At 31.6% G+C, this 16108-nt stretch carries 19 protein-coding genes and 1 pseudogene; 9 read left to right on the top strand and 11 right to left on the bottom strand.

Translation table 11 applies throughout. The features are described from left to right. Positions 1 to 104 precede the first annotated feature (104 nt). A complete protein-coding gene (locus G9F71_RS25630) occupies positions 105 to 1547 on the top strand; it encodes an IS4 family transposase (RefSeq protein ID WP_224626904.1) in 1443 nt (480 codons plus the stop codon). Positions 1548 to 1853: 306 nt separating this feature from the next. Here the strand turns inward: G9F71_RS25630 and G9F71_RS25625 are convergent, their stop codons facing one another. After that, on the bottom strand, positions 1854 to 2057 hold the full coding sequence (locus G9F71_RS25625) for a helix-turn-helix transcriptional regulator (RefSeq protein ID WP_164952459.1): 204 nt from the start codon (positions 2055 to 2057) through the stop codon (positions 1854 to 1856). Next, positions 2058 to 2456, bottom strand: coding sequence for a hypothetical protein (locus G9F71_RS25620; protein WP_164952460.1), 399 nt, complete (start codon positions 2454 to 2456; stop codon positions 2058 to 2060). Between the two features lie 230 nt (positions 2457 to 2686). Between G9F71_RS25620 and G9F71_RS25615 the strand changes: the two genes are divergently transcribed. From G9F71_RS25615 to G9F71_RS25600, 4 genes are read left to right on the top strand one after another with little or no spacing between them, the layout of a single operon-like run. Continuing rightward, entirely contained in the window at positions 2687 to 3547 is an 861-nt protein-coding gene (locus tag G9F71_RS25615; RefSeq protein ID WP_164952461.1) for an AraC family transcriptional regulator, read from the top strand. 26 nt (positions 3548 to 3573) lie between these two features. Then, on the top strand, positions 3574 to 4032 hold the full coding sequence (locus G9F71_RS25610; protein WP_164952462.1) for a GyrI-like domain-containing protein: 459 nt from the start codon (positions 3574 to 3576) through the stop codon (positions 4030 to 4032). Between the two features lies 1 nt (position 4033). Beyond that, positions 4034 to 4987 carry an ATP-binding cassette domain-containing protein gene (locus G9F71_RS25605; RefSeq protein WP_164952463.1) on the top strand — a complete coding sequence of 318 codons (954 nt, stop codon included), beginning with the start codon at positions 4034 to 4036 and terminating at the stop codon, positions 4985 to 4987. A 1-nt stretch (position 4988) separates the two neighbouring features. Continuing rightward, a complete protein-coding gene (locus tag G9F71_RS25600) occupies positions 4989 to 5738 on the top strand; it encodes an ABC transporter permease (RefSeq protein WP_187353515.1) in 750 nt (249 codons plus the stop codon). A 175-nt stretch (positions 5739 to 5913) separates the two neighbouring features. On the opposite strand, the gene G9F71_RS25595 is transcribed toward G9F71_RS25600, so the two are convergent. After that, positions 5914 to 6666, bottom strand: coding sequence for an rRNA adenine N-6-methyltransferase family protein (locus G9F71_RS25595; RefSeq protein WP_164952464.1), 753 nt, complete (start codon positions 6664 to 6666; stop codon positions 5914 to 5916). A 162-nt stretch (positions 6667 to 6828) separates the two neighbouring features. On the opposite strand from G9F71_RS25595, the gene G9F71_RS25590 reads away from it, so the two are divergent. Next, positions 6829 to 7470: an HD domain-containing protein gene (locus G9F71_RS25590; RefSeq protein ID WP_164952465.1), complete on the top strand. Its 642-nt coding sequence runs from the start codon at positions 6829 to 6831 to the stop codon at positions 7468 to 7470. Positions 7471 to 7905: 435 nt separating this feature from the next. Here the strand turns inward: G9F71_RS25590 and G9F71_RS25585 are convergent, their stop codons facing one another. Further along, the gene (locus G9F71_RS25585) at positions 7906 to 8409 is read right to left on the bottom strand and encodes an RrF2 family transcriptional regulator (RefSeq protein WP_164952466.1); all 504 of its coding nucleotides are present in this window, start codon (positions 8407 to 8409) and stop codon (positions 7906 to 7908) included. A 186-nt stretch (positions 8410 to 8595) separates the two neighbouring features. On the opposite strand from G9F71_RS25585, the gene G9F71_RS25580 reads away from it, so the two are divergent. Next, entirely contained in the window at positions 8596 to 8967 is a 372-nt protein-coding gene (locus G9F71_RS25580; protein WP_164952467.1) for a pyridoxamine 5'-phosphate oxidase family protein, read from the top strand. A gap of 269 nt (positions 8968 to 9236) precedes the next feature. Here the strand turns inward: G9F71_RS25580 and G9F71_RS25575 are convergent, their stop codons facing one another. From G9F71_RS25575 to G9F71_RS25560, 4 genes are all read right to left on the bottom strand, one after another. Continuing rightward, positions 9237 to 9671: a GNAT family N-acetyltransferase gene (locus G9F71_RS25575; protein WP_224626901.1), complete on the bottom strand. Its 435-nt coding sequence runs from the start codon at positions 9669 to 9671 to the stop codon at positions 9237 to 9239. A 393-nt stretch (positions 9672 to 10064) separates the two neighbouring features. Further along, positions 10065 to 10715, bottom strand: coding sequence for an ABC transporter ATP-binding protein (locus tag G9F71_RS25570; protein ID WP_164952468.1), 651 nt, complete (start codon positions 10713 to 10715; stop codon positions 10065 to 10067). 4 nt (positions 10716 to 10719) lie between these two features. After that, positions 10720 to 12939, bottom strand: a complete 2220-nt coding sequence (locus G9F71_RS25565; protein WP_164952469.1) for a hypothetical protein — start codon at positions 12937 to 12939, stop codon at positions 10720 to 10722. Beyond that, positions 12939 to 13139 (bottom strand): hypothetical protein, encoded by a 201-nt coding sequence (locus tag G9F71_RS25560; protein WP_164952470.1) that lies wholly within the window; start codon positions 13137 to 13139, stop codon positions 12939 to 12941. Before G9F71_RS25560 ends, G9F71_RS25565 begins: the two co-directional genes overlap by 1 nt. 133 nt (positions 13140 to 13272) lie before the next feature. Here G9F71_RS25560 and G9F71_RS25555 point away from each other — a divergent pair, with 133 nt between their 5' ends. Together G9F71_RS25555 and G9F71_RS25550 are read left to right on the top strand one after the other, a co-directional pair. Then, positions 13273 to 13632: a hypothetical protein gene (locus G9F71_RS25555; RefSeq protein ID WP_164952471.1), complete on the top strand. Its 360-nt coding sequence runs from the start codon at positions 13273 to 13275 to the stop codon at positions 13630 to 13632. 110 nt (positions 13633 to 13742) lie between these two features. After that, positions 13743 to 13838: pseudogene (locus tag G9F71_RS25550) on the top strand (3,4-dihydroxy-2-butanone-4-phosphate synthase); the annotation flags it as partial. Between the two features lie 35 nt (positions 13839 to 13873). Here the strand turns inward: G9F71_RS25550 and G9F71_RS25545 are convergent. From G9F71_RS25545 to G9F71_RS25535, 3 genes are all read right to left on the bottom strand, one after another. Then, entirely contained in the window at positions 13874 to 14368 is a 495-nt protein-coding gene (locus G9F71_RS25545; RefSeq protein WP_164952472.1) for a DUF4085 family protein, read from the bottom strand. A 284-nt stretch (positions 14369 to 14652) separates the two neighbouring features. After that, positions 14653 to 14853 carry a hypothetical protein gene (locus G9F71_RS25540; RefSeq protein ID WP_164952555.1) on the bottom strand — a complete coding sequence of 67 codons (201 nt, stop codon included), beginning with the start codon at positions 14851 to 14853 and terminating at the stop codon, positions 14653 to 14655. A gap of 19 nt (positions 14854 to 14872) precedes the next feature. Further along, positions 14873 to 16096: a transposase gene (locus tag G9F71_RS25535; RefSeq protein WP_164952556.1), complete on the bottom strand. Its 1224-nt coding sequence runs from the start codon at positions 16094 to 16096 to the stop codon at positions 14873 to 14875. Between the last annotated feature and the right edge of the window lie 12 nt (positions 16097 to 16108).

Here is a 16108-nt window from a genome sequence, read left to right as displayed (position 1 = left end):
ATAGCCATCAAGCTAAGAAAATTCTATAAAAATAAAGCCCCCCATTTGTAAAAATGTTATTATTTGAAAGATAATAAAAACACAGCAATGGGGGTAATTTACAAATGATAGAAGAAAACTTAAAATTGGATAAAGATATAAAACTTTTTGCAGCTGAACTTAAAAGTTGTTTTTCAAAAGAGGAGCTTGAAGCAATAGCAAGAGAAACAGGTTTTGTGAAAAGAAAAGGTAAAATTCGCGCATGGGAATTCGTTTGCTTATGCTGCTTTATGGATGCAGAGGTTGCGAATAATACACTTGTTACCTTATGTACAAAACTTAGTGCCAAAATAGGAATAGTTATTTCTAATCAAGCATTAGATCAACGTTTAAATGAAAAATGCGTGGAATTTTTAAAGAAAATTTTTGAGAATCTGTTGCGCCAAACAATAACAAATAATACTTGTATACCAAGTGTATGGGATGAACATTTCAAACGAATAAGAATACTTGATTCTACTGCTTTTCAAGTACCGGAAAGCTATAAAGATATTTACCCTGGATCTGGTGGCTGTTCTCAAGCTTCAGGTGTAAAAATACAACTAGAATATGAATTGAAATCTGGAAATCTTCTTAATATACAAGTAGGAGCTGGCTCTGGAAGCGACAATACTTTTGGGAGCAAAATAAGAGATACTATCAAAGCTGGGGATCTTATTTTAAGAGATCTTGGATATTTCAACTTTGAAGATTTTTTGGATATAGAAGATAGAGTAGCTTTTTACATATCAAGACTCAAACCTAATATAGCAGTATATATAGACAATGAGGATATAGAGTACTATAAGAATGGCGCCCCCAAAAAATCAAGCCTTTTTAAAAGAATCTATATTTCTGACATAATGAAACAGATGGCAGAGGGGGAACGTTATGAAATTAAGGATGTCTATGTAGGTAAGGAAAAGACACTAAAAACAAGGCTTATTTTATATAAACTAACAAATGATCAATTGAAAAAAAGAACAGAAAAATCTGTGAAGAACGCTAAGAAAAAGGGTATAGAAAAAAGTGATAATACTATTGAATTATTAGGGATATCTATTTATATAACCAATATTACAGAAGAAGTTTTAAGTGCAAAACAGGTTCATGAGTTTTACAGCCTAAGATGGCAGATCGAAATAGTTTTTAAAACATGGAAATCCATATTTAGTATACAGGTTGTAAAGTTAGTTAAAATAGAACGGTTTCAATGTCAACTTTATGGAAAACTTATTTTGCTACTCATAAGCTCTGCTGTAATGTTTAAAATGAGGACTTTAGCTTTAGAAAATAAAGGGCTTGAAGCCAGTGAAATTAAGACTTGTGAAATAGTTCATGAATATATTGATGGGATATACTCTGAGCTTATCAAATTCCCTAATAAAATTTTAAATACTTTAAAATTAATATTTGAAAATGTAGTTAAGAATGGTCTGAAATCTCATAAAAAGGATAAGAAAACTGTTTTTGATATTCTCGGAGTTTGTTATAAACTAACATCAACACAGGCTAAAGTTGCAGCATAAAACAACTTAATAAAGTTGTAAAATTTCCACTATATACGTGGTTTTTTTTGGTGTACCCTAAAATTCTTTGAATACTAATGTACACTTAAAATTTACCATTGAAACTCATTAAAAGAAAAATAATTGATAACATCTATCATTTAATAATGACTTACTAATGTTCAATAGGGCTTAGCTTGATGGCTATGTTGCCGTACCCCTATTAAAGTATATTTACCGTGTTTTGCGAGCACTCCGACATACATGTAAAAACGAGCCACATACTGGATATTAATTCCAACATGTGGCTTTTCTTAGTTATATTTATTAATTAACATATTTAAATAATTCTTCAACTGTAGTATTGAATACTTTGGCTATATCCATAGCTAATTTTAAGGAGGGGTTATATCTCCCATTTTCTAAATGTACTATAGTTTCTCGTCTAACATTCACTAATTTGGCAAGTTCAGCTTGTTTCATTAATGCTTTCTCTCTATGCTCTTTAATGTTTGTATTTAAAATCGGCATTTATTTACAAATCCCCTTTCTATCATAATATATAAAGGATAATAATCTTATTATACTGAATATAAAGAGGATTAACATTAAACATATTCCTATAGCAACTTTTGAAATAACAAAATCCTTATAAAGTGGAGCTATAAGTATGATGCTTAATATAACAATTGAAATCACTAAAAAATTCATACCAATCTTATTTACTTTAGATAATATACTAAGTACTAATTCATCAGTAATACCACTTAATTTTTCATTGAAGAAAATTATGGACCACGTTATAAACTCAAGAACACACAGAATAAATATGGTCACAGGCTGAAGTAGATTTAGTTTATACAGAAATATTATAATTAATACATATGATGCTGCTACTAATTGCAGAGCAAGCTTTGATTTAATACTCATTTTTAGATTCCTCCCAATGTTATATATTTACAACTTGTTTGTTATAAATATATAACATTGCGAAGATTCTGTCAATACAAAAATCAACATTCCTTTTCGGGAGGATGAGCAAAAAGACCCAATTTAGAATTGTACTAACATCAATGAGTAGTAGGTTTACAAAACTGGACACCAAAAGAGAAGATATATAATTTATATTATGCTAATATTTAACACAAAGAGGTGATTATATGGAGTGGTTGAAGCAACTAAGTCAAGCAATTGATTATATAGAAAATAATTTAACAGGTGATATTTCTTATGATGAAGCTGCAAAAATTGCCTGTTGTTCAACTTTTTATTTTCAAAGAATGTTTTCCTATGTAGCGGGTATTCCGTTATCTGATTATATTCGCCGTAGGAGAATGACAAAAGCCGCTTTTGAATTACAAGTAAGCGAAGCTAAAGTTATGGATATAGGTTCAAAGTATGGTTATGTTTCGCCAACATCATTTAATCGTGCATTTCAAAATGTTCATGGTGTTGCCCCAAGGGTTGCTCGCATGTCGGGAACTATATTAAACTCTTATCTACGCATTAGTTTTTCTATTAACGTCACTGGAGGGGAAAGTATGAGATATCGCGTTGAAACAAAAGATCCTATTAGAATTGTTGGAACCAGAGTTGTATTAAAAGAGGTCGTAGAACAAAATTTCGAAATTGTTCCTACATTCTGGGATACAACTTTAAAAAGCAATTTATTTTCAGAAATTTGCAGATTAGCAAACCAAAACCCTCTTGGTATTTTAGGTGTTACTGTATATCAAAATCCAGCGGAAATCTATTACTACATTGCGGCTTCTACCGATAAAGCTGTTCCAGAAAATTTGGTTGAATATGAAATTCCTTCAGCTACATGGGTTATTTTTGAATGTGATGGACATTTTCCAGATTCCATTCAAACAATCTTCAAACGATTTCTTACAGAATGGCTTCCGTTTTCTGGCTATGAATATGATGAATTGCCAGATATAGAAGTTTATCCTATCAATGACCAAAAATTAAAAGGCGGACATTCCGAAGTCTGGATTGCAGTTAAGAAAGCGAAATAACACAAGCATATTAAGGAGGAGAGAAAATGAATTATAAAATTGAGATCAAAGATATAGAGCCCATTAGGGTAGCCACTATGCGCTACAAAGGGCCCGTTACCGAGGCAGCAAAACAATTTTCAAATGTGTTTAAATCCATAAAAGGCAAAGCGAATGGAGCTCCCTTTTTCTGTTACCATAGGGTTGATCAAAATACCGGCATCGGTGAGATGGAATTGTGTGTACCTACAGGTGAAATACCAAACGGTAATGGTGTAACATTAAAAGACATGCCCCCTGCGAAAGCCCTATGTCTTACCCATATTGGGTTATACGATACCTTGCCTATGGCGTACCAAGCAATTAATCGCCATATACAGGAAAATGGCCTGTCTATACAGCCACCGTGGCGAGAAGTCTTTATAAAAGGGCCTGGAATGATTCTAAAAGGCAATCCCAAAAAATATATTACGGAAATCCTGTTTCCACTGAAAGAGGAGGAATAGAATGCTGGCCATTGAAATTGATAAATTAGTTAAGGAGTACAAGAATGGCGTCAGAGCCCTTGACGATTTAAGTATTAAAGTAAAAAGTGGAGAAATCTTCTCTTTGCTCGGTCCCAACGGCGCGGGTAAATCTTCTCTAATTAACATTCTGACAACCTACTATAAACCCACATCTGGAAATGTAACCATGTTGGGAAAGGATTTATGTAAAAACCCTGATTGGATTCGCACACAAATTGCTTGTGTTGCTCAGCATATTTCCATCGATGCGCATCTATCGCTTATGGAAAATATGATGTTTCAAAGCAGGCTATACAAAGTAGATGCACAGGTGGCAAAAGAAAGAATAAACTCTTTGATTGACAGCTTTAAGCTTGACCAGTATATGAAGTACCCTATATCATCATACTCGGGCGGAGTGAAGCGCAGGCTGGACATCGCCATGAACATGGTATCTATGCCTAAGATTTTGTTTTTGGATGAGCCCACAGTGGGTATGGATGCCCAATCACGAAAAACCATGTGGGAAATGTTACTGAAAATCAGGGAAGAATATGACACAACCATTTTACTTACAACGCATTATCTTGAGGAAGCCGACCAACTAAGCGATACCATTTGTATCATGAAAGAGGGGAAGGAATTGGCCCTGGGAACACCCAAAAGCATGCGTAGTTACATTAAGCAAAACATGCTTCACATCGTATTTTCAAGTGCCTCGGAAACAAAAAAATACAAAACTGTCCTTGATAGTATGGGGTTCATTAAATTTACAAATGTGATAGATAATTCTGTTTTTGTAGGCGTGGATGATAGCAAAACGGCTTTCACAGCTGTGAACAAGTGGCTTTTGGATCATAATGTAGAGTTTAACGCTATCGAAATTGTAGCACCCAGTCTAGAAGATGTCTTTTTTGCATTAACGGATTCAGAAGAAAAAAAAGGGTGGGATTGATATGCTGAATATTTTATGGAGAAATATGAAGTGGCGTTTTCAAAATCCTATTTCCATTGCAGTCACAATATTGCAACCTCTTATTTGGCTTATTTTGTATAGTGCTGTCGCAGGGCAGACAATGCAAAATATGGGTATCAGTAATTACACTGCTTTTATTTTACCCGGCATCATAGTTCTCGTAACTTTTTCCGCTTGTAGCAGCGGCGGTATCATCAATTTCATCATGAAATCTAGTGGCAGCTTTTACAGAATTCTGATTGCGCCTGTGAGTCGAAGCTCCATAGTGCTTGGTCAAATGCTAGAGGCAATACTGCTTTCATTTATTGAAATAGCAATTTTATGTATCGTAGCACTTTTTTTCTCGGTAAAAGTGGAGTCGGGCATTGCTGGGATTACGCTCATGATATTGCTGATTTTTATGACAGCATTTTTCATGTCAAGTATCGCCTATACCATTAGTCTCTTGCTTCCAAATGAAGTTATCTATGAGACAATAATGAATGCAATTGTGCTACCCATCTTTTTTTTAAGCTCAGCTCTTTTTCCTCCCGAAATTTTGTCCGGAGGATTGGCGGTAGCCGTGATGCTCAATCCATTTACACATATTATTAATGCTCTGCGCAGATTGATATTTGGAGAGACAATCTTGCTATGGGACATCTTGCCTGTCATTACGCTATTTGCAGTGATGTGCTGTGGAAGCTTTGCTCTGGCAATGTGGAGACTCAAAAAGGAAACTGCCCACTAATTTCAATCATAACATTTTTTTAAGATACTGAATTTTAGTAAATCAACGATTTACACGTGAAAAGAACAGCCATAAGACATTATTTTTCATTTTAATAAATTAAAATGCATAAGCAGGACATAGTTTATGAACATTATGAAGTAAAACAACTTCTGATTATGCTTATCCTGCCAGGTTATGGCTTTCTTGCCAAATACAAAACAATTGTATCATAAAGCTTTATATTATTGCCAAAACCCAAAATAGCCTCCTTGATTCCTGCGTAAAATTTCGATTTATACGGCTCCGGAAGAGTTATATGACAAGCATGTGTACTTATCCAAGAGACATACTCATCAGCGTTAAGTTCTCTTGTTTTGTGATAATGACGGCATTCAATATCAGTAAAGCCATATTTTTCAGCATTGTTGTAATTTAAATTACGTGTATATTCTGTTTCTGGATGAAAATATTCAGCGTATATTTCCTGTATCTTCAAATATAAGGGTTCATTAGCACTTTTTTCATCTGTTCGAGTGAACATCATCGCAAATATTCCATTGCTTTTTAATATATCGTAAACTTTTGGAAAGCCGATTTCCTCTGGTATCCATTGGATTGTCGCGGCTGAATAAACCAAATCGAATTGATGATGCCCAAAATCATATGTTTCAAAATCAGCATTTACAATTTGAAAATTATCATATAAACTAAATTTATTTTTTGTATACTCTGCAAGATTTTCGCCAAGTTCAATTGCCAAATACGAACAGCCTATTTTCAATATCGGTTCGGTAGCTTGACCTGTTCCAGGGCCAATTTCAAGAACTGTTTTAGTAGCATCTAGCTTTGAGTGTTTTATAACGTCGGCGAAAAGTTCATCACAATAACGGGTTCTCCATTTTTCAAATTCTTCAGGAATACTGTCAAAAATCTTCCTAAAATCCATAATAATACCTTCAATTTTGAGACGCTAAAAAGTAATGGAATATGACATGTAAAAAAAAATATATATTACAAAAAAAGTGTTAAATGGTATGATCTATACACAAGTTGCGTCACGATTGTAAATAATCACGTAACAAATTCGACTAAAGGGAGTTGTACATATATGAAAAAATGTAATAAGCAAGGAGTGCCCACCATAGATGAAGCCAGGTTATTATTGAAGGAAGCAGAAGATTTATTTCCGGGACCCTGGGTACAACATTCACTTTGGACTGCTCAAGCAGCTAAGCTAATAGCTGAAAATTGTGAAGAGTTGAATCCAGATGTGGCATACGTATTAGGGATGCTCCATGATATTGGGAGGAGAAATGGACTACCAAATGGTATAACAACTATTGGACACCTGTTAGGTGGCTATAACTATTCTAAAAAATTAGGATATGATTTATTAGCAAAAATTTGTATAACCCATTCTTGTCCATCTAAAAGCATTAATGATATTGAAGAAGTTGTAAATAAAAGCTGTAGCCATGAAGATTATAAGTTTGTTGAAGATTTTTTTAATAAACTGGAATATACTGACTACGATAAATTAATACAATTATGTGATGCTTTAGCATTACCTGATGGTTTTACACTGATAGAAAAAAGATTGATTGATGTTGCCCTGCGACATGGAGTGAACGAATATAATGTTCCAAAATGGAAAGCCTTTATCGAACTAAAAAATTATTTTGAGAAAAAAATAGGAAAATCTGTATACAGCATATTACCAGGCGTTATTGAAAATACTTTTGAATTATAAAATTAATTTTTCTCTCAAGAAGATACCAATTTAACTGGGAATATGAATAGGTTTGGATTCAGATGTTGAGCCGATAAAAACTATCAGCATAAGTATATACTTAAATGGTGATAGCCACTAAAATTGCTCAATTTCTGAAACAAGCTATAGAAGGATGCCGCGTTTTCACTACTATGGGGATTCAATCTTTCCCCTCTTTCTGAAATTAGCTTTAACATTAAGGATATTAACTGTAATTTGCACAAATGTATCTGGAATCCTTTTAAATTTTGATTGTTTTCTAAAAATAAACGCACTTTCCCCCTCCCCTAAATAAACGCTTTATGCTATTCTATTTGTTTCCCATGGCGGAGAATAGTTTTGGCGAATTAACTTATCTTTTATCATGTACCTATTATGTTAAATGGTTTTTGTTTTATTAAAACTATTTTTAATTTACTTTGATTTAAGATTATTAAACCATTCAACTGTTTCTCTTTTGTGCTCTGATGGTATTTTATTGCTCACTTGCTTATGTAACCACCCTAAAGTCTTATTGTTTAAATACAGTCTCATCTGTTCTTCCGCTTCTAACATGACAACTTTTATCAAGCAAGGACATTTTGTATATGCATCAGGCAAATTTTTTTTATCTAGCAAAATCTCATTTTGCCTAATCTCTGCACACTGAAATAGCGGAGTGTTTCCTTCTACGGCCTGAACTACATCCCAAAATGTTATGCTTTCAGGATCACGTACTAACTCATATCCACCATTAACGCCTATAATTGACCTTACAATTCCTGCTTTTCTTAATTTTGTATATACCTTTGATAAATAAGTTTCTGATACTCCTTGAAATGCTGCTAAGTCTTTAATTCCAACAGCTTTACCTGAAGGAATATCTATCATATATAATAAACAATGTAATGCATATTCTACACCTATGGAAAATTGCATTGTAATCACGCCTCCTAAATAAAAAGATAATCTTCTCATATTACTTTATTATTTTTTAGTAGTCAATAAACTTTATTCAATTATCGTTGACTTTTAAAATTAGTCACTATATAATAAATACAGACAACATGTATCTACCTTATCTACATTATACATCATTTAGTAAAATTAAAGGAGGAAAAATTAATGTTAAATGAAAAATTGCTTGATGTTATTTCCCATGAGGGAGTCGTAGCTATCGTTACTTGTAGTAACAATGAAGCACACGTAGCTAATACTTGGAACTCTTATATTAATGCTACTGAAGATGGTAGGTTATTAATACCCGCTGCTGGAATGATAAAAACCCAAAAGAACATAGAACAAAATGATAAAATTAAAGTTACAGTAGGCAGTAAAGAGATCATGGGATACAACTCATTGGGAACTGGTTTCTTAATCGAGGGAACTGCAAAATTCGTTAAATCAGGTTCAGAATTTGATATGATGAAAGAAAAATTTTCTTTTCTAAATAGAGTTTTAGAAATAAAAGTTACATCTGCAAAACAAACACTTTAGAAACTATATTGTTAATGAATAGTTCTATCATAAAGAAGCCAATGGCTTAAAATATTACTAAATTTAAATGAATTAAATAATTAAGGGCAATCAAGATAAATAATTTATGTTGATTGCCCTTAATTATTCATTTTTTTGTCGTTAAATGAACAGTTTCGGATTCAGATATTGAGCCGATAAAAGCTATCACCTTAAGTATATACTTAAACGATGATAGCTACGAAAGTTGCTCAATGTCTGAAACTAGCTATTGAACGATGCCGCGTTAGCTAAAACATTTTTTTAAAATTTTTCTGTTCTTTGTTTCCGTCATATCCACAAGATGTATAAAAGGCGTGTGCTCCAATTCTTGTTGCTCCTGACACCAATCGTACACCATAAGCCCCTGTAACCTTTGCCCATGTCTCAACTTCATTCAAAAGCATTTTTCCAATACCATTTTTTCTAAAATCAGATGAAACGGCGATACCCATAATATTTTTCAAATGTGGTGCATATAGCAACTCATAATTGTTTGCGTGAATATAGCCTACTACTTTATCTGCAACTACGGCTACATATATTTTATGGTTACTATTATTTAGTAATTGTTTTAATTGCTTTCTTGTATCTTCAGCAGGGTATTCATAACCCATTTCATTCTTATTCAGTAAAACTATGTCCGTATAGTCCTGCGTTTTACATTCTCTAACAACAATTTTCAAATTAACACCCCCAAGGTAAGATAAATAATATTTACTTCGTGATATTTTACTGTTGTGACGCAAAATATTTATTTAATTGTACCATTGTTACCATAAATTGGATATAAAAATAATCTAATTTACAAATTTATCAAGTAAAATATTTGCATTTACGGAATTGTGTTTTTATTAGCTACGAAATATCATTTTTGCGTATATTACCCCATATGTCTTTAAAATCAACTTTATATTTGCTTAGTTAAATTTAACTGAATGCTTAACACCCTATATAAATCAAGGCTTCATTCAAAATATGAATATAATGTTTTATGGAAAATTATACATTTATTTAGGACGTAGTTTATTAAGATACGACATAAATGAATATAAAATTATACCCCATTTACTATCATATTAACACTCCAAAATGTTAATTATTCTATCCGTTTGATTTGCTAAATGTTTACTATGCGTAACCATCATTACAGTTTTTCTATATTGTTTGCTTAAATCCTTAATTAGATTAAATGCTATTTCAGCAGCCGCAGAATCTAAAGATCCAGTTGGCTCATCTGCAAGAATGATATCACCTGGCTTGAGTATTGTTCTTGCCAGGGCTACTCTTTGCTGTTCACCACCTGAGAGTGTATTAACTTTTTCATCTTTAACTTTTTCTAAATGAACCTTTTTTAATATTTCCTCTATTCTTGTATCCTTTTCCTGTGTAGTGATATTAGAGAATTTCATTGCCAGAAAAAGGTTATGATAGATTGTCATATCATTGATTAACGCAAATGATTGAAATAAGTAATTAATTGTATTGCGCCTTAGCATTGTAGATTGGTTACTTTTTATTTTAGGAATTTCTTTTCCTTTTAGCTTAATCTGACCTGCATCGATTGATTCTAAAAGGCCTATCATATTTAGGAGAGTTGATTTTCCACAACCACTTGGTCCAACAATTGAAATAAACTCTCCTTCTTCAACGGACAAATTTAGATTTTTAAATATATATCTTTTCCCAAATTTCTTTGTAACATTTAATACTTCTATTGCTTTTTCCATAATTCTAATCTCCTTTAAAAGCCATACGTATTTTTTCAATTTCACATTTAGTCATATACTTTGAAAAAATAAGTATCTGAATAACTGCCAAAATAAGCATTAGTAGAAAACCAAACTTAGAATGCATAATAAGCATAATAATCAACTCAATACATATAACAGAAATAAGCATAATAATTGGCAGGCGATATAAATTAATAAATCCATAACCTAAAAATTTCTTAACATTAATTTTTTCCTGATTTGCAATTCTAAAAACTGTTGCAAGAGCGATTAATATCCCTAGAAGGATAAGCATTAATATTAAAAATACCACTCCAAACCATGCAATTGTAGTCCTTAAATCTTTCTGTAATCCATCGATATATTTTTCTGTATTTACAAATTCAAGATTGTTGTCATTTAACTTATATTTTTCAAGTATATTTGTATCCAAATGTTTTTCTGCTACTGCTTTATTAACAAATTTTATATAACCATTAAAGCCGTTTGCGTTAAGACTCTCTGATTCAAAATATGTCATATTTTCCGGTGTACATATATAAATAACCGGATTAGTACATGCATTTTCATATGTTGAATTTGGATTCCATGTAAACAGGTTATCTTTAGGCGTATATTCTACAAATTTCACATTCTTTTCTTTATTAAATACAGTACTGATATCTCCTTCATGTGGTTTTTTTGTTGATGATTCTGTGAGCCAGTTTTTCAACTTAACTTTCTCATTTTCTGAATAAGATTTTGGGATAAGGTAAACTCTTGTTCCAGATTTCGCCTCATTTATAATTCTACTATCAACATTAAAATTTAGAGATTTTATATAATTTGCGGAATATGAAAAATACCAAAATGGTTTTTCAGGACTATTTTCATATACATTATTTTGTTTCCATCCATCTAACTGTTCATTATCATAATAGGTTGTATTTATTAGATATACTCCATTATCATCATACATCCCTTTGTACCAGTCATATAAACTTTGATTAAGATATTTTGAATTTCCAGTAATAGAACTTTGATCATACCCAACAGAAACGCTTTTTAAAATCTGATACTCTGATACATTACTCCACATTTGTGAAAGTTTTGCATTTTCTGATACGTCCTTCATAGGAGCGTCTACATAAATACAACAAAACACAATCCCCACACTTACTCCAATATACGCCAGTACCCCAAAAATATATAATATATTTTTGGGTATTCTGCCCTTAATTGCATTCAGTGGATTAACTGATATCTGAATTATAGCAGAAATTGCGATTTCCAATGTTACCAATATAACATTTATAACTGCAAATAATATGAAATAACTAATAAATAAACCTGTTATTTTGCTCCAACCAGAAAGCAAAATTCCTATAAGGATTTGAATTGGAATATTTAGCAGTGCATAAACAATAAATATTCCTAAGGTTTCAGTACAATATGCGGTTTTTGACCATCCTAAAAGTGCCAATTTACCACTTTTACTTATGTTACGTATAGTTATAATCATAAAATACACAGCATTTAAAATTATCAGTGCAAAAATAAGTACAAGTATTATTGTTCTCATTAAACTATTCTCTACACTAGAACCTTTCATTTCCCTTAGTAGATTATCAGCGGGCACATTACAGGATAAAGCCAATTCTTGTACAAAAGCATTTTTATCACTAGCCTTTAATCCAAGGATAACGTAGTCTCCGTTGATAGTACCACTTTCTTTTATTAAGCGGTTCAACTTTTTAAAAATCGTTTTTTTTCCAAATCTGAATGAAGGAATTTCACCAACACTGTAAATGCTACCTTTATCTATACCAAGAGTACTTTCATCCATTTTTGATAAAAGGAGCTTATTAAGCATATCTTTATCAATAACTCTTTTACCATAAAATTCAAATGAAACCTCATTATTTTCAACATCACCATATATGCCAAAAGTATAGCCTGAAAACATAGATTTATCATTTAACGCTAAATCTTTTCTGGCTATAAATAGATTTTTTTTAGATGCTTCACTATGTAGGAATTCTTCAATATTGTCTTTATGACTCTCAGAGATATTTTGAAGATGCACATCAAGTGAAGAACCTGTTTTCAAATATTTATTCCATTGATCATGATACGTGTTATTTAGCATAAAAATAGAAAGCAATGCAATTAAAATGCCCTGCATTACTATTAATATAGCGCCAAAATAGCGAATATTACCAATAAGATGTACTTTACGCATTATTTACAAGCCCAATAAGCTGTAGCTGAGTGAGTATATTTACCGGTCTGAACATCAGAATAACTGTAAACTCCCAAACTTGTTCCATAATCCCAACTTACAGCATCACCCTTGTAATAAACCGTTGAAGCCATTGCTGGAATTGCAGTTATAAGACATAATGAAAGTGCTGTTAACCCTGTTAAAATCTTTTTTTTCATGTTAAATCTCCCTCTTTTCATATTGTTAATATTCTATTTTAAACAAGCTTGTCTCCGTAATTGTGTACCATATCATCCCTTTTGTCAACATATCCCTCCATTATTTTTATTTGTAATTAATAACAAAAATAGGTTGTTTTCAAAGTTAGTTGATTTTAACGTTTTTTTCAAGTCGCAACAACTTTTACGTAGCATATCTCTAGTTGGGGTAAGGCAACATAGCCATCAAGCTAAGAAATTATCATCACACGAGTCAATATCTATTGGCCAGGTTGTTGCTTTTTATTCGTTAAGTATAACTTTTTTTGGCTTGTCTTCTTCTGTATTTGAAATGTTGAATAGTTTTATAAATAGCGGTGTATTATTTGATAGGCTATCAGATATAGTAAGTAATGAAAAAGAGATCGATGCTATTGAAAGTAAAAAAATAGACTTATTAGGTAATATAAAATTAAATAATATTTCATTTAAATATACAAGAAATTCAAATTAATAGTAGGGAAAACCTTCGGTATTTAACTGGTTTCCTGCTCTTAATAGACATTTATATTTTCCTCCTTATTTTTGCTTCATGGTATATTGAATTTTAAAGCACTTATGGTTACTGCATTTACTATTTCAATTGAAGCTAAAGAAGGCGTAACTACAGGAGTTTCCGCTGCTGATAGAGTTACTACAATTCTTACTGCTGTAAAAGATGGGGGGCATATGACGTGAAATTAGAATATTGTGTCTTAATCATCATTTACTTTAGATAATGAAATTTTATTATTTTTGAAATATATCAAAATGGTAGCTCCTGACACAAAAATAATTTCATGAGATAGAATATCTTCATTTACTGGAATTAATTCATCATATCCCCAATCATCAAAGCCTATGCATGTCCCCTCACCTTCCCATTGTTCATAATTCATACTAAATTTCACTACATTTTTATAAGTGATTTTCCATGTAGTAGTTCTATATGTAATAACTATATCAATTGACATGGGCTTTTTGCCCCATTTATCCTTATTATTTATTTTGATATTTTTAATAGTATAATCATGAAAACGTTCATTGTATAAATACGACTTTAAGAACTTTTTAGAAAATCTATTTTGTATTGACTCAAAAACCTCATTATAGGCTTTATCATTTTTATCCCATTCAGCCAGTGATTCATCTATAATTTTCTCAGAATCACTATTAATCCCTCGCCATAGGTCATATTTAAAATACTTCATAAACACACCTCTCAATTACTACGCAATAGTTCAACCAATCCGACTTAACTTTCAAGAATATTATACCACTAGATACTATTTTTACAAACCTAGGGGTAGTAACCGCAAAACGCGGATTTTATACGTTAAGACATATATTACCAAAATACCGATATATTTAAAGAATTCTTTTAATATATCGGTATTTTAATTACTATAAAATATATTTTAAACATATTTCTTAAAAAGAACAAAATCTCCCTACGGTCGAGTATTAAAGTGATGCTCCATTAAATAGTGTAGCATCACCTCTTAATTATCATATCCGAATCACATTTTATACACATAACAATAGGGCTACCACTCTTCTTGTCAAATTCCTCAGGTGTATAACATTCAAACGCAACAAATTCAGGTACTTCTTCTTCATACCCACACTTCTTACATTTAAAAAGTATCATTTTATCGGGTTTCCCTATATCAAATGGTATCTTCTTTTCATTCATTTTAATTTTAAAAATCTTTTTAATATGTTCCCATATCATAAATATACCCATACTTTCTGTGCCAAATTTGGAATAACTCCATTAGCTGACCGCATTTTGAACATTTTCCAGGATCTTTAGAAAAATTAATAATCATTAATTCTCTATACTTCATTTTTCTTATTTCCTTTTTCCAATTTATTTTTAGTGTGCACTGAATTGCTTTAAGACCACTTTTTATGTATTGCAATAAGCCAAAACATTTTCTAATCTTTATACTTATACTTCCAGCATATACTCCGTATAATCTAACCATCTTAAAATATTTAGGTGAGATATGCATTAATAGCTTGCCTATAAACACTTGTGCTGTAACTGTTTCTTCTACTCTCTCATTAGTTTCATGGCTCTTATACCAAAACGTTACATTTTCCCCATCATAGCTAAGTATTCTATATTCTGCTATCGCAGGTCTTGCTAAGTATCTACCTATATATCTTGCTGCACCTCTTGCACTTTTCATTCTTGATTTGGCATTTATATAAAAACCATTAGGATAATCTTTGAACATTTTTAAGTACTCTGCTTTTTTCTTTGGGTTTTTACTAATCATATAATTTATTAATTTGTACTGCCATACCTTTCTAAAATACTCATAGTCGAAGAATTCCATATCCTTAACTTCATTACCCCTTGTTTTTATTTCTGGAACCAATGCATGCACATGTGGGTTAAACCCTATGTTCCTTCCAAATGTATGCACTACTCCAATCATTCCACTTTGCCAAAGTACCCCTCCTTTTTTGCTCCTTTTCTTCTTTTGATATTCTTCTCTATTTTTATAGTTTACACCATTTGCAAACTCATTTATAACCTCATTCACCATGTCTTGCAGGTCTTTCAGACTCTCTCTATTCCAAAAAAAATATTTCCTGTACTCAGCGGGTATTGTAAATACACAATGTCTATGTGGTACATCTAAAACTTTACTAACTTGTTTCTCTACCCATTCATTTATATATTTTTTACCACATTTACTGCAAAATCTACTTTTACATGTAAATCCTATTTTAAATACTTCCAAACATTTTAAACATATATATGCCACGAAACCTAATGCAATATCCCCGCATCCTATCATTTTCATAACTTCCATGTGCATATGTTCTCTCATTTTTTCAGGGTACTTCTCTTTATTCTTTTTCCAAAACTCTTCGTAATTGTCTTCAAATATTTTTTTTATAGTAATTTTATTTTTTTTCATAGCTTAATCATC

It is taken from the genome of Clostridium sp. FP2, assembly GCF_011065955.2.
Classification (GTDB): domain Bacteria; phylum Bacillota; class Clostridia; order Clostridiales; family Clostridiaceae; genus Clostridium_AD; species Clostridium_AD tagluense.
Note: the sequence above shows the minus strand (reverse complement) of the source record. Positions and strands in the feature narration are given on the sequence as shown.